The sequence below is a fragment of the Chryseobacterium cheonjiense genome, assembly GCF_012927265.1.
Classification (GTDB): Bacteria; Bacteroidota; Bacteroidia; order Flavobacteriales; family Weeksellaceae; genus Chryseobacterium; species Chryseobacterium cheonjiense.
This window is the reverse complement of record NZ_JABBGF010000001.1, coordinates 1155650-1169127: the sequence shown is the minus strand read 5'-3', so window position 1 is coordinate 1169127 and position 13478 is coordinate 1155650. Positions and strand designations below refer to the sequence as shown.

At 41.8% G+C, this 13478-nt stretch carries 13 protein-coding genes; 5 read left to right on the top strand and 8 right to left on the bottom strand.

Annotated elements, in window-relative coordinates; genetic code table 11:
• Positions 1 to 51: 51 nt before the first annotated feature.
• The 6 genes from HHL20_RS05440 to HHL20_RS05415 all read right to left on the bottom strand — a co-directional run bounded on the left by HHL20_RS05440 (position 52) and on the right by HHL20_RS05415 (position 6292).
• Positions 52 to 903: a toprim domain-containing protein gene (locus HHL20_RS05440; protein WP_169230154.1), complete on the bottom strand. Its 852-nt coding sequence runs from the start codon at positions 901 to 903 to the stop codon at positions 52 to 54.
• 431 nt (positions 904 to 1334) lie between these two features.
• A complete protein-coding gene (locus HHL20_RS05435) occupies positions 1335 to 2429 on the bottom strand; it encodes a hypothetical protein (protein WP_169230153.1) in 1095 nt (364 codons plus the stop codon).
• Between the two features lie 39 nt (positions 2430 to 2468).
• Positions 2469 to 3176, bottom strand: a complete 708-nt coding sequence (locus HHL20_RS05430) for a hypothetical protein (RefSeq protein ID WP_169230152.1) — start codon at positions 3174 to 3176, stop codon at positions 2469 to 2471.
• Between the two features lie 3 nt (positions 3177 to 3179).
• A complete protein-coding gene (locus HHL20_RS05425) occupies positions 3180 to 3437 on the bottom strand; it encodes a DUF3853 family protein (protein ID WP_169230151.1) in 258 nt (85 codons plus the stop codon).
• A 250-nt stretch (positions 3438 to 3687) separates the two neighbouring features.
• The gene (locus HHL20_RS05420; protein WP_169230150.1) at positions 3688 to 4533 is read right to left on the bottom strand and encodes an RteC domain-containing protein; all 846 of its coding nucleotides are present in this window, start codon (positions 4531 to 4533) and stop codon (positions 3688 to 3690) included.
• Between the two features lie 49 nt (positions 4534 to 4582).
• The gene (locus HHL20_RS05415; RefSeq protein ID WP_169230149.1) at positions 4583 to 6292 is read right to left on the bottom strand and encodes an AraC family transcriptional regulator; all 1710 of its coding nucleotides are present in this window, start codon (positions 6290 to 6292) and stop codon (positions 4583 to 4585) included.
• A gap of 268 nt (positions 6293 to 6560) precedes the next feature.
• Here HHL20_RS05415 and HHL20_RS05410 point away from each other — a divergent pair, with 268 nt between their 5' ends.
• From HHL20_RS05410 to HHL20_RS05390, 5 genes are all read left to right on the top strand, one after another.
• Entirely contained in the window at positions 6561 to 6812 is a 252-nt protein-coding gene (locus HHL20_RS05410; protein WP_169230148.1) for a hypothetical protein, read from the top strand.
• Between the two features lie 30 nt (positions 6813 to 6842).
• Complete coding sequence (locus HHL20_RS05405; protein ID WP_169230147.1) at positions 6843 to 7007, top strand: hypothetical protein; 165 nt, start codon at positions 6843 to 6845, stop codon at positions 7005 to 7007.
• 20 nt (positions 7008 to 7027) lie between these two features.
• On the top strand, positions 7028 to 8545 hold the full coding sequence (locus HHL20_RS05400) for a MauE/DoxX family redox-associated membrane protein (protein WP_169230146.1): 1518 nt from the start codon (positions 7028 to 7030) through the stop codon (positions 8543 to 8545).
• Between the two features lie 24 nt (positions 8546 to 8569).
• The gene (locus tag HHL20_RS05395; RefSeq protein WP_228463092.1) at positions 8570 to 8845 is read left to right on the top strand and encodes a DUF6520 family protein; all 276 of its coding nucleotides are present in this window, start codon (positions 8570 to 8572) and stop codon (positions 8843 to 8845) included.
• A gap of 365 nt (positions 8846 to 9210) precedes the next feature.
• A complete protein-coding gene (locus HHL20_RS05390) occupies positions 9211 to 9399 on the top strand; it encodes a hypothetical protein (RefSeq protein ID WP_169230144.1) in 189 nt (62 codons plus the stop codon).
• Positions 9400 to 9734: 335 nt separating this feature from the next.
• Here HHL20_RS05390 and HHL20_RS05385 read toward each other — a convergent pair whose 3' ends face one another.
• Together HHL20_RS05385 and HHL20_RS05380 are read right to left on the bottom strand one after the other, a co-directional pair.
• The gene (locus HHL20_RS05385) at positions 9735 to 12053 is read right to left on the bottom strand and encodes an alpha/beta hydrolase family protein (RefSeq protein ID WP_169230143.1); all 2319 of its coding nucleotides are present in this window, start codon (positions 12051 to 12053) and stop codon (positions 9735 to 9737) included.
• A 32-nt stretch (positions 12054 to 12085) separates the two neighbouring features.
• Positions 12086 to 13264: a RagB/SusD family nutrient uptake outer membrane protein gene (locus HHL20_RS05380; RefSeq protein ID WP_317165958.1), complete on the bottom strand. Its 1179-nt coding sequence runs from the start codon at positions 13262 to 13264 to the stop codon at positions 12086 to 12088.
• Between the last annotated feature and the right edge of the window lie 214 nt (positions 13265 to 13478).

Genomic DNA, 13478 nt, shown 5'->3' with positions numbered 1-13478 from the left:
AAAACATTTTTTTCTAATTACGGAAAACCGTAACTAAATTTTCTAAATTATTTATAATGCCTCTTTAGCTTCAACATACCAGTCATTTATATCTTTAAAATTCTGGTACATTATAGACCAATCCTCTACATCATCATATTCTTTTTTAATTTTTGATGCGACAAACTTTCCGTTGTCATCATTGTCCAGAAAAAGCAAGATCTTCAGATATTCTTTTAAAACCTTTTCCGCTTTAAAAAGCATTGCCGTAGAATTTAAAACTAAACAGTCGCAGGTCAAATTAAACTGACTTTCAATATTGCGAAAACTAAGATAGTCAATGAAGCCTTCGAAAACAGCAACCTCATTATTCATAATATTTGAATTGTTGATCCAAGTTACATCTTTAGAGCCCAAGCAGAGTTTAGTATACTTGTTCCTTATTTCAAAACCATCAGAATCGTTTTTAAATCCGATTCCGAAATATTTCCTTCCATCCATCTCATAATGCACCTCTCTAACCCACCTCGTTTGCTCAGAAACTTTTCTTGAATTCAGGTATTCAATCAATGCCGGGTGCCTGACTTCGTCGACTTTTAATATTCTGTAAGAAGTTTCAGATTGTATTTCTTCAGCAAAAGTCTGAATATTAAGCAGAAAATTAAAAGATGACAGGTATTTCAATGCTTCCGAAACAGAGCATTTTGTTATTTGCTGCACAACAGAAATCACATCATAACTCACTCCTGTTCCAAAATCAAAGGCCGTGTTCCTAATAAAATCCACGCAAAGACTGGGAATTTTTTCTTCCCTGTCCAGCGCAAAGTAAAAAGCGGTTCTGCGGTTTTCTTTTACAGGAAAAAGACTGAATGATTCCAGCACCGAGCGGATGCTGACATTTTGTTTTATTTTTTCGCAATTCATTTTTTTCTTTTTTAAAGCACGTTTCTCTCACTAATTCCTTTTAACAAAAAATAACTTTTTCATTCTTTTGATTATACTTTTAGCTATTTGATGTAATTGCAGTCTTATAAACCGTTTGGATGATTTTCGGGATGAGTCCAATTCCGACATAGAGATCAGTTCATTTCCGAACTTAAAATGAGTATAAATCCGAAAAAGCACCCTTTTCGAAATGAGTGCAAATCCGTTTTGAATAGCAATCAATGAAAACTTATCCGCAATCATAAGGTGTAATCAACAAACGACAAGCTTATCAGGCTTTCAGGAATGAGTCCAATTCCGATATCTAAATCCTAATCCTCGCTCTTTTAATACGTCATTAACATCAGCGAGCGGAATTCCGAATTTGAAAGCAGTACAATTCCGAAATACGGATGAGTACCAATCCGAATTCACAGGATAACCGGATAACCATTCGGCAGCAGTTTTCCAATCTTGCTTTCCCGGTAGAGTTTAATAATATTCTCCTGGATTTCTATCAAAAATCCCCTACCCTGCAATTCGGTAGAGCTTTTCCCCTTTAACCTGGACGTTCTGATTAATTCCCTGAATGCTTTTTCAATCAATTCGCGTGTCTGCAGAATGTTTTTATACTGATAGGCAAACTGTAGCATTTCATCCTCCCGTAAACCATATCTTTTCCTGAAATATCTTAGCCGTCTCGTAATATCAATTGGAACGTTATCCACTTTCATCTTTTTTTCAGGAACAGCATCCGTTGCATACGGTATAATCGAGATCATATCCCCTTTATATTTAAAGTGGAATGATAAACTATTAAACCTGTCAAGGTTCGACCTGGAGGGCTTCAGAAATTTAAAGCACAGGTCGTTAGCTGTTTTGTAATTGAGTCCGAACTTTCTGTTCAATGTCGAAAGCTTCAGTACTGTCCCGGTCGATGGAATTTTTGACAGCCAGATTGCAAAGATGATGTGTTTGTTATTCCTGATATTATACACCAGATCATACAGCACATAATTATACTCCGGAATGACTATTAGTTTTTTAAGCCAGTAACTGCTGATCAAAAAACTCGTGTAGCCCCGGTGTTCGTAGTTGGGTGTTGAGATAAGACCACCAAAGGTTCGAATCTCCTTTCCTTTTGAATTCAAAGACGTATACCATCCCATTCTAAATTTCGCAAGAAACTCGTAGGCATCGATCACCTGTCTGCTGGAACCGCTTGGTGAGATCTTCAGGTTCCTGATCTTCATCGAGGTAAATATGTTGTTTTCAGTTTCAAACTCTTCCTCGAACAAAGACAGCTGCTGCGGACGGTCTTCCGGCCTGAATTGCTCGCTGCCTATAATGGTTATAATATTAAAGATGACCCGAAGCGCATTGATCGGAATATCGGCCGCTTCCTGATCTTCAAATATAAAATCATCTACAAAACCATTTCCCAGCCTAATTCTTTCCGGCTCCTTCCCTGTCTTTGCTGTAAACTCCTTTTTGACAAGTCTTCGGTCCTTTTGAGGGAATGTCATAAACTTCTAATTTTTTTTATTACTTATTACATTTCAAATTCACAATTGCTCCTTCGGATGTCTGATCTCGGGGATACCATCTAGGGTCAGCTGATTTTGACCAACTTCAGAACTGAGAAACGGTAACACATTTTTCAGAGATGACTGCCAATTGGTTATGGGTCTTCCTGAAGCGCTTTTCCAGTTACTTTTAAGCCAGCCTGAATGCTTTGCCATAATCAAATTATCGAGTTCAGGATTATATGCATCCAACGTTCGGGCATAGTTTAAAAACTCTTGAAGGCTAGGCACCACTCTGCCATCTGTTAAAAGTCTGGAAGGTTCTACAAGCATATTCAAGTCATCGGTTCCAGCCACATTATGCTTTTGAGCTATTTCCTCGCTTTTTAAATCATTACCATTCTTTCCAAAGAAATTGATAATCTCTGATGCGGAATCATTTTGTACCTTTTCAAAATTCGTTGATTCTAACTTGTAATTGACTATCAGTCTGTAAATTCCGGCGACGCCCTGCATGCTCCGGTAATCGATCAGTCCGAATTTTCTGAGCTTTTCCCTGGTCGTCCTAACAGTTGCCCTGCTTACGCCCAGGCTCTTTCCCAGATTGACATCAGAGATCGCAAACTGGTACGCATTTTTTTCTTTGGCAAGCTGCAGCAAGTACAGATACAATGAAATGGCAGCTGTGCCAGGTTTCGCCTTTTTGCTGAATAACCAAAACCTGTCGATGAGTTCAACGTAGTACATCTCTTATTTCTTTCCGAAAAGCTGCAGGGCCTTCTCCTTATCGATAATGATAATATTGCCGTTCTGGATGATCGCCTGATCAAGGATTCCCGAAGATTTCACTTCGGATGCTTTTGAGACCGAGCATCCCAGGATCTTGGCAAGGCCTTTTAGCCCGTATTCATATTTCTTCTCTAGGCTCAGGTTTTTCGACACCTCTAAAAATTCCGCGACAGTAAGCTGCCAGATCGGGGTTTTGGGGTCAATGATTTTCTTTTCCATACTTTTGAAATTAAATGTCCGGTTATAAAAAATTAACAGTACAAAGTTTGAAAAACAAAGAATACAGTTTTCGGTAGTTCTTCGGTACTACCGAAAGATTTCATCAGAAAAAGCATGAATACACATTGATCAGGGACCATAACTCCGGAATCCAATGATTTAATACCTATTTCAATTAAAAACATAAAAAATGGATCCTGAAAACAGCATTCAGGACAAAAAAACTGAAATATTAAGAAAAAGACATTACTTACTCATCAAGGTCATTGAGATACTGATTAAAATTCTGCTGCAGCAATGAAAGAAATTTACTTCGGTCCGTTTTCCGCAACCGAAGCTCTGCAAGGGTCTTGTGAAAATTGCCTAAATTGACGTTCATCGAACTTTCTGCCCACCGGAAAATTTCAGCAAGGTCGGACTGCCCGCCGTTGAAGCACTTGGTGAGATAAAGCGCATACAGCAACTCGGTCAATGCCACTTTGGGAGCTGTCCATTCGACCTGTTTAGCGCTTTCCACAGCACTTTCACGGTTATCGTCGGAGTTTATTTTGCCGCTGAGAAATTGCTCCAGCATATCATTGGCAAGAATCTGCGAGACCAAATGGTCATGGGATGTTGAAAATTCCTCGTCATAACTGTACAGTTCAGGACTGAGCTTCAGCTTGAAATCAAATTTGAATCGCACAAAGTACTTTTTGTCAAGATAGGTTGATTTCCGGCGGTAGTAGGTGATAAATTCCTTATTCTCCCTATAAAAGTGGAGCAGGCTCTCACGCTCGTTTTTATAGTAGGCCTTGAGAACTTCCGGATCCGCATATGGCCTGGAAGCTTCTATTGACAATACCTTGGAATAATAGATATAGATTGCAATAAATTTCGGCTTGGTGATCTTGAAGAACCTGATCTCTTCACTCCAATTGTTGAATTCATACCGGCGAAGCAATTCCTTCATTTGCCTTATCGCTGAATCCGTTTCCATCAATATTTCTTCTGCCTGGCTTATAATGCCATTATCACTCCTGTTGATCTGATCCACAGCGTTGTTGAGCTCCAGCCACAGCTGGTCAATCTTTTTTCTAAAATACTGTCCGTTCATACGTTTGCCTTTAATGTTCACGTAAAAATCGGGTTAAAAAAAGATAAAATCAACTGTGCCGAAGCTCCTGCTGCCTTTTTCTGATAAAATCGATCGGCCGCATTCCGTTGATTTCGAGGAAATGAGAAGAAAATTTCTGCCGGTTGGTCATTCCGCACTCCACTGCTAAAGCATCAATACTGTAGTTCAGGTATTTACTGTCCTCCAAAAGAAGCTTTGTGATGTACCGGATCCGTAATTGTTTAAGATAAGTGGGAAACGTAGTGCCCATATGGACGTTGAGAACATATGAAAGATGTGTCCGGTTGCTTCCCATCATTTTAGCAACTGCCGATATGGTAAGGTTTTGCGTGAGAAACAGCTTTTGATCCTCGAATGCTTTCAGTTTGCCCTGGATGTCTTCGATAATTTCAGGACCGTAGAGACTTCTTCCGTCTGTACGGACCGGGACCTCATGCACGGGCTGCAGGCTTTCCGACTCCTTCAGTTTGCGGAGCAACTCCTGATACTTCAGCGTGAGCAATTTTTCCCTCTTCCGCGACCTTACGATCATATAAGACCACAACAGCATTCCTGCGCCGACTGAGATATAGATCAACGCCAGATCCTGATGATGCTTTTGCTGAAGCTTCTTCTTCTCCTCGACTAACGTCTCCGTATCATATTCACGGTACAGCTTCGCAGAAAGCATCGCAAAATCAGCATTGATAATCGAATCTGCCCTCAGGAGCTGTCCCGTATAATACAGCTGCCGGTCCTTATCTTTACGGCTTTTCGCGTCGTTGATCAGGTATTCGTAATTGGACCTGATCTCAGGCGTTATAAACCGAAATTTGTTAACCAATGAATCTACTTTTCTAAAATAATGAAGTGCATTGATCCGATCTCCCTTCCGGAGGTATGATTTTCCTATATAAAAATAAACAGTCGTCAAAGAAGCGTGGTCATCCACGCGGCTGAGAATATCCCTTGCAGACGTTAATTGTTCCAGTGCTTCCAGGGGCTTGCCCTGACGAAGCAGCTGAATACCCTTTCCTTTTCTGAACAATCCCAACTCGGGCAGGAATTCACTCCTTTTTTGCAGCCTCTCCAATCCTATATTGATCAGTGAATCCTCTTTGCGGTAAATATGCAAATGTTTATAGCAGGTACTAAGCCGGTAGATACTGTTAAAATAACCTCTCTCGTTATTGATCTTCAGCGTTGGGTTCTCATCATCGTTTGCCTTTCTTGCAAAATAGCCACCGGCATCAACAAAGTGGTCCGCCGCTTCCCTGTAATATCCCAGATAACTTTTGACCATGCCCAGATGATAGATGATCTTGTTTTTAAGGTAAAGATCCTGTGAATTTTTCGAATATTTAAATGCGATCAGGTATTGATTGAGGGCAGGTTTGTACTGTCTGCGGTTATAATAATACACGATCCCTTTTCCCAGGTAAGACCTGGCAATCTGATCACGGTCACCCGATTGTATCGAAGCAATGATGGCGCTGTCGGCGTACAATAATTTTCTCTCGGGTTTTTCGCTATAGTATAGGGCCTCTTCATAACCTCTGATCATTTTTTTCAGATTACGTTCGCTCCTTGCTTTTTTTAGGTACAGATTGACAAAGACTATTGCCCTTTCGTCATTTTCCTGATAGGCATTAAACAATGCAGCAATTTCCTTATACGACCGTTCCGGGATTTGATGACCATCAGTAAAACACCAAACCAGATTCAAGATCAATAATAAAATCCTTTTATGATAGTGCATAACGATGAGATATATTCAAATTTACTCAAAAATTGATCATTAAAAACCCTTTTCAAAGTTCGTCAATAATGCATTTTATTAACTATTGACTATCAGAAACATAAACGTAAGAACATTGGGAACGATGGACCAATCATTCCGTAAAAACGGCCATATCGTTACCGTATTTCCTTTTTTTAACGCCTGCACACTGGTAATTTCGATGTCAGAATTCTACACGAACCCGGCCGGGATAACTTTTTTAAAACCGTAAAAATTACAAACCATTATGAAAAAGTATATCTCAGTTTTAATGCTGGCACCGGTAGTACTTATGCTATCGTGCGACAGAGACAACGTTAACAATCAAATGCCTCACGAAAACAGGCACAACGTCGAATTCAGGAGAAATCAGCACCAGGCCGAACCGGCATCTGCTCGGGAAGAGCAGGCTGGTTCTGAGTCTAAAGAAACCGGCGACGATGACGAGCCGCAAGATGACAAACAACATTGGAAGGCTCATAACGATTCGATATCGTAAGCTGAATGCACGATGAAAAAGTTGGCTAGTATGGAAGAAAAGAAAACGACGCTCAATACGGGAAAAAAGTGTACCGTCAGCGGGGAATGGGAAACAGAAGGACGCCTCAGCACAACAGTCTATGTGTCAAAGGGAGCGCTGATGCCCGATTACTGCGGAAAGAATGTCAAGTGGATATTGGTCAGAAAAGGATAAAATAAAGTAACATAAGAACAATGAAAACCTTCAAATCAAAATTCGTAGAATACACCAGTTATTTTTTCATACTGCTGTTCTGTTATGCCAGTATTAGCAAGATGATGGATTTCGAAAATTTTCAGTTTCAGATCGGCCAGTCCCCTCTTCTGAGCTCTTATGCAACAATCGTCAGCTACGGAATTCTTGCGGCAGAACTTGTGGTTAGCACCGTATTGATATTTGAAACCACCCGGAGAGCAGGACTGTACATATCTTTTACATTAATGGTCCTTTTCTCTTTGTATATTTACATCATTCTGAACTACAGTAATTTCGTACCCTGCTCCTGTGGAGGAATACTGGAAAAGATGAGCTGGAGAACCCACCTTGTATTCAACCTTCTGACGGTTGCCCTTTCAGCAGCTGCGCTCTTGATTCAAGCCAGCATCATGAAAAGGAGTGTCTTGAGCCCGTTACTTCTCATGACCGGATTAACACTTCTGGGTACAGGCAGCATGCTTTATCTCTATCACCGATCTGAATACTTCGTGCAGAAAGAAAATAATTTTGTCCGAAAGTTTTTACCGCATGCCGTTGATGAAGAAGACCGATTCGACCTAAAGGTAAATTCATATTATTTTGCCGGATCGGATAATGACGTACTATACCTTGGCAACCATACGACACCCTTTGTGCTGAGCGCAATCGATGTTAATTTCAGGGAGCTGAAGACATTGCAAATTATTCCGGACCAGGCAGATTTCAGCTTTAACAGTTCGAAATTCCTGGTCAGGAATCAGAAATATTATTTATGGGACGGTACCGTACCTGTTCTCTATCAAGGGGATATCGGAAAGCCCAATATGACAACGATTAGTTACAAAGATTCGCATTTTAGTCAACTTCAGGCATTGGATAATGGTTTTTTCGTCATGCTGACCTATTCCCCCCGGGAGAAGATACAGGCACTGGCCTTATTATCATCCGGACCGACACAGGAGAGAGTCAAGATCTATCCAGGACTTCTTGAAAAGACTAATGACGGGATTTTTGATACCGATGGTAAACTAACGGTCGATCCTTATAACAATAATGTTATATACACGTACAGCTACATGAATAAATTCATCGTTCTCGACCAGTATTTACAGCGAAAAAAGGTATTCCATACGATTGACGATCTAAGCCATCAGGAGATCGATGTTATACAACTGAAGAACGGTCAGAAGAAAATGAAAAAGAATCCGATTACGGTCAATAAATTCACATTCGCATACCGTGGATTATTGTTTATCGAGTCCGACCGGCCCGGTAAATTAGAGAATAATATCAATCATAAGCAGTCCATAATTATTGATATTTATTCAACGAATTCCCAACAATATCTGGGAAGTTTCTTGCTACCGAATCCGCAATCATCGAAGAAAACACAATTTTATATTAAGGACAACCGTCTTTATGTGATGATCGAAAATGAACTGATCAGATATCGTTTTGCGCAAAACATCGTTAAGCAGTTCAAATCAGGGGAAGCCGAAAACCTGAACACAGAGTAGGCACCAATATCAAATTTCATTAACATGAAAAATTTAAGAAAAATCGCACTGCCCTTGGCAATCTTTGCATTCGGCATCGGAAGTGCGTACGCCGGAACAGCGTCAGAGAAGGAAGATAGTGCTATAACACAAGGCTATCGTTTTGACCCTCTTGCCCCAGTGGGAGAACAGTGTATGATTACAGAACATGAGTGCAGCACCATCGTATCGGGGGATGTATGTACGTATGTAGACAGCTCGTCCAATGAACAAAACCTGTTTCAACAGGGATGTGTAAACGTGCTGTATAAAATTCCTTAAACCCTAATTAACCCTGAGGCAGTCTATAAAGTCTTCATGCTGAGTACAGTCTATGACCGACCTGGTAACAGATTCTAAGAGCAGATAATACTTTGAGACTGCCTCAATTTTTAATTAACGTCCAAGCATAACCATAGGGAAATGCTGCTAAACAGGACGTTGCCGGTGATCGCTCCCGTTATAAAAAAAATGAGCATTTTCACTGAAAACCGCGGAAAATTATACATTATTCATAAAGAAATTGATTTTTATGAAAATTATCTTTACGTTTACAAGCGCAATTTATACCTGTTGCGGCCACGCTATCTTTACATTGTGGTCGATTTTACACTAAAAAAAATAGCGTTATGCGTAAAAAAAATCAAGTGTTTATTGTAATCTTTCTTTTAGGATTAACTGCTATAGCGAACGGTTCATTGATAAAGATCGACGGCAACGCTAATGCAGAGATCATGATATTAACTGGATTAGTGATGGAAATGGTGTCTCTCACCGCTTTCTTTTTCAGCAACATCAACAAGGTCAGGACCTTATTAAAACAATTACGGGAATGATCACAAAACAATAAATGCCTGGAATATCCAGGCATTATTGTTTTGTTTCCGTAAATTTTTCACATAAGCTATTCAAAGCCCAATGCTGCGATACCCTTAAACATTTCTTTCCGGTACAGATCACGCGGCAAGGTACAGCATGCAGTTGCAGTATGCTTTATCATTGTAACGGTTTATGCAAAAATTCCTTATCGATCCATTCCATATTTTTTTTACCGCATAGTAAATAATCAAACCATTCCAACATTCTGATGGTAAGGTCTTTCCGTTGCTCTTTTCCTATCAGCGAATGCTGCTCATCCTTGTAGAACAGCGCGATGACCGGTTTCCTGTATTTACGCAATGCATTTGTAAAAGGATCGGGTCTGCTCCGGACTCACATTCTTATCGTTAGTACCCGTCCACAAAAGCATCGGACTATTGACCTGATCTGCATAATACAAAGGATTATTGCTGTAGTATTTTTCTTTATTTTCAATAAACTTTCCCAACTTGAACTGCCCGTCCTCATAGCGGTAATAATCCGCAGAGAAGAAATTGTAATTAAACGAGAAAGATGTATTAATGATGTCCGCAATCGAAGCACCGGATATATAGGCCGCAAACCTGTCGGAATGGGTAGCAATAAAATTTACCTCATATCCGCCATACGACTGTCCAACCAGTCCGACCCTTTTCATATCCGCCTGTCTGATGGTTGCCAGCCCGTCAAGCGCAGCATTAACGTTCTGGAGCGCAACGATACCCGGACCTTTCGAACCTGTATTATTGATATCGGGAAGCATCACCATATACCCCGACTCCAGGAAAAGTCTTTCATTGAATCCTCTGGAATTCTTAAAGGTCGCCCGTAAGTACCTGTTGGCATTTTTGTTCTGTATTTCATAAATGGAGACAACCACGGGATACGTCTTATCCTTGGAAAAACCAGGCGGGAAATAGACCGCAGCAGAAAGGTCTTCACCGGCTGCGCCTTTGTACGTAAGCCGCTTCATCGTTATTTGGCCGGCAGATGTCTTTGGCACAGCGGTATATATTGTCCTGCTAATATGATCCTTCCCTGTCATACGAATTTCAGGAGGCCGATTAAAATTCTCAGCCATCCAGCAATAGCTTGTCAATGTTTTGTCAAAGATAAATTCTGAAATCCGATCCTCCGTTTCTTCAGCAATAACACTGACGATCCCGTGATGCCAGCTCACGATTGACGAGCGGTTTTGTTTCTCATCACTCATCTTGATAACCATCTTACGACTGAAGTCGACGGATTGACTGATAATTTTGTACTCCATCAATGACTTATCCCTCGAGGCGTTCAAAATTTCAAGATGGTCAGCGGTAAACGAGGCAATGAATTTCTTCTTCAATGTTACAAGATGCTGCCGCCACATTTTCTTACCGGCCACCCAAAGTACTTCATGAGCTGAAATAAAATAGGGAATAGCATCTTTTTGAACAGACAGCCCCTTCTGCCTGGTACCGTGAACAGTATCGTAGGCCATCCATTGGTCACCTTCAACGTAAAGCATGAATTTACCCTCCGAATCTGTGATAAAAGCCCCTGAAGTATAGGCAAAAGATCTGTTCTGTCCGGTCACAGGATCATACAAAGCATAATGCTCAACAGCTTCAACAGCAGCGTTGTCATTCTTGTCAACCTGCTCATGATCAACAGCGGCGCGTAAAAATAAACCTGATTGCCCGACAGCTCCGACAGACCCGTAATCTTTATGGTCAGTCTCAATCAGCCTATCTGTTTCAGGAAACCAGAGAACCCTTTTAGTGATCTTATCCTCTCTGAAATGCGCCTCCAGATCATAATCCTTTCCATACCAGATATCAACGATTGAATTCTTCTTTACCCTATTTTTTTCAACCGTAAGAAGAACCGCATCACTTACGGCTGAAGGTCCCTGCTGAATGGCGTCAAATTGCGTATCGTTGTCAACCGACAAAGCGACGGGTGACCGACCAGGACTTACCCACAACAGTATAATGCCCTGATCACCTTTTTCCCGGACCAGCCATCCCCCGGCTTTTACACCGGAGGGACCGGCAGAATAGATCTCTGATGCCGTGGTGTATATGGTGGATGCCTTTTTACCATCATAAGTCAGGACTTCATTACCGCTGGCACTGCGTCTGATGATCAATAGTCCACCTCCACTGTCAATCACCCTGCTTACCTGAGAAACAGAAAAAACATTTTTCCATTGTTTATTATAGCAATCCAGCCTGCCCGTCAGGGTACCGGCGTAGTGGATATACACTACATCCAATGGTCTTGAATAGCTCACGTTCTTAACTTCTGAGAAGCTGATCTCTTTATTTTTTGCCAAGTCTACGAGCTTTGCCGTATGACCAACCCTGTACATGATCTCGTTTTTCCGGATAAACTGCCATTGACCTGCTCCGGCTTCAGTCCGTTGCAATGCAGCATTACGGACCGAAGCTATTTTCAGTTCCGGAAGCCTGCTTTCGTAGGTCGACTGCCAGGCCATCCACATTCCATTATCCGACATGCTCAGAAGGCGGACCTCTTCCTCACGCTCAACCAGCTCCTCCAAGCCGGATATTTTACTTTGGGCTTTCACTATACCAATTGTCATCAGGTAGACAATGATCATGATGAGTATTTTCTTAACGAGCTCCATAGTCCGTTTTTGATCTGTTAGCACCTGACCGCTTAATATCCTTCATTCTGAGGATTCAATTTGGGATTAATAAGCAGTTCTTTATTGGGAATCGGCCATCGCGCATGAAACGGTTTCCAATTCGGTTTCACACCCGTCAGCTGATCAAGCATGCCCCATCTTTTAAGATCGAAAAAGCGGATGCCCTGTTCCGCGAACAGCTCTTTTCTTTTCTCGATTCGCAATTCATTCATAGCAGCCGGAGCCGACAGACCAGTAGAAAGAGCGGCCAGACCAGCACGCAGCCTTGTTTTATTGATCAGGTTTACCGCTTCCGCTACCTTACCCTGTTGGATCAGCACTTCTGCAAGTAGCAGCTGGACTTCCTCCAAGCGCATGATCACTGAATACTCATTAGGATTGTTTCCGGCCAGGTTCCTGTATTTCGAAACTTTATAATGGGTCTGCGACTGAAAGGTCACGGCAGTAATGTACTGCTGTTTCCTGAGATCAGCAGCAGAGTACTGACCGACCAGATCCGTGTTCACCATAAAAGATAACGGAGCCGCGGTAAAATTGTAAAGAACAGCCTCTTTGGTCGCTTCGTTGGCATTGCCGGGCTTCAACTGCCACAGAATATGACCGCCTCCTTTTTGAAATACTTTCGCCAGATCATTCTGAAACGAATACAGCGGAGATTGAATAACCGACTGCAAAAGAACCTCTGCTTCGGTATTTTTATTCAGCAACATCTTGATCTTGGCCAGAATAAGTATGGCAGCATACCTGTTCGGATAGATCCGTTCCGCATTCCGGTAGCTTTCCTGGAGCAGATTGGCACCTTCCGACATATCTGTTTCAATCCTGGTCATGAATTCATTTTCAGGCATCCTGGCGAGCTGGCTATTAATGGTATAGTCCGTGGTATCCGTATAGGGAATTTCACCATAAATCTGTTGCAGGTAAAAGTAAAGCATAGACCGTACAAAGAGCGCCTCCCCGGTAATCCTGTCCCTGACCTTCTGTGATAATGATGTTGAGTTCCGCACGCCTTCGATAATACTATTGCAGGCATAGATCTGCTGATATGCGTTGGTCCAGACATTCGTGACCACAGAATTGTTCGGAATCTGGGCGTTGTAATAAATATCCGACACCCCGTTGATCCCGGGCGTATACACCGTGCTGATGTCATCCGTATACAGACCTCCCAAGAGACCGAACCCTTCCACACCGCCTGACAGCAGTGAGTTGCTCCAAAGACTGGAATACAGGCCGGCCAGGGCCGCCTCAGCCGTCTGCTCGTCCTCAAAGACAAGCTCCGTCGGCAGCTGGTTGTTCGGAAAATCGGTCTCGATCCATTTCTCACACGAAACCGCCGTCAGCAAAAGCCCTACTGAGACAGCATATATGATTTGTTTGATTGTTGTTGTTTTCATTTTTTTT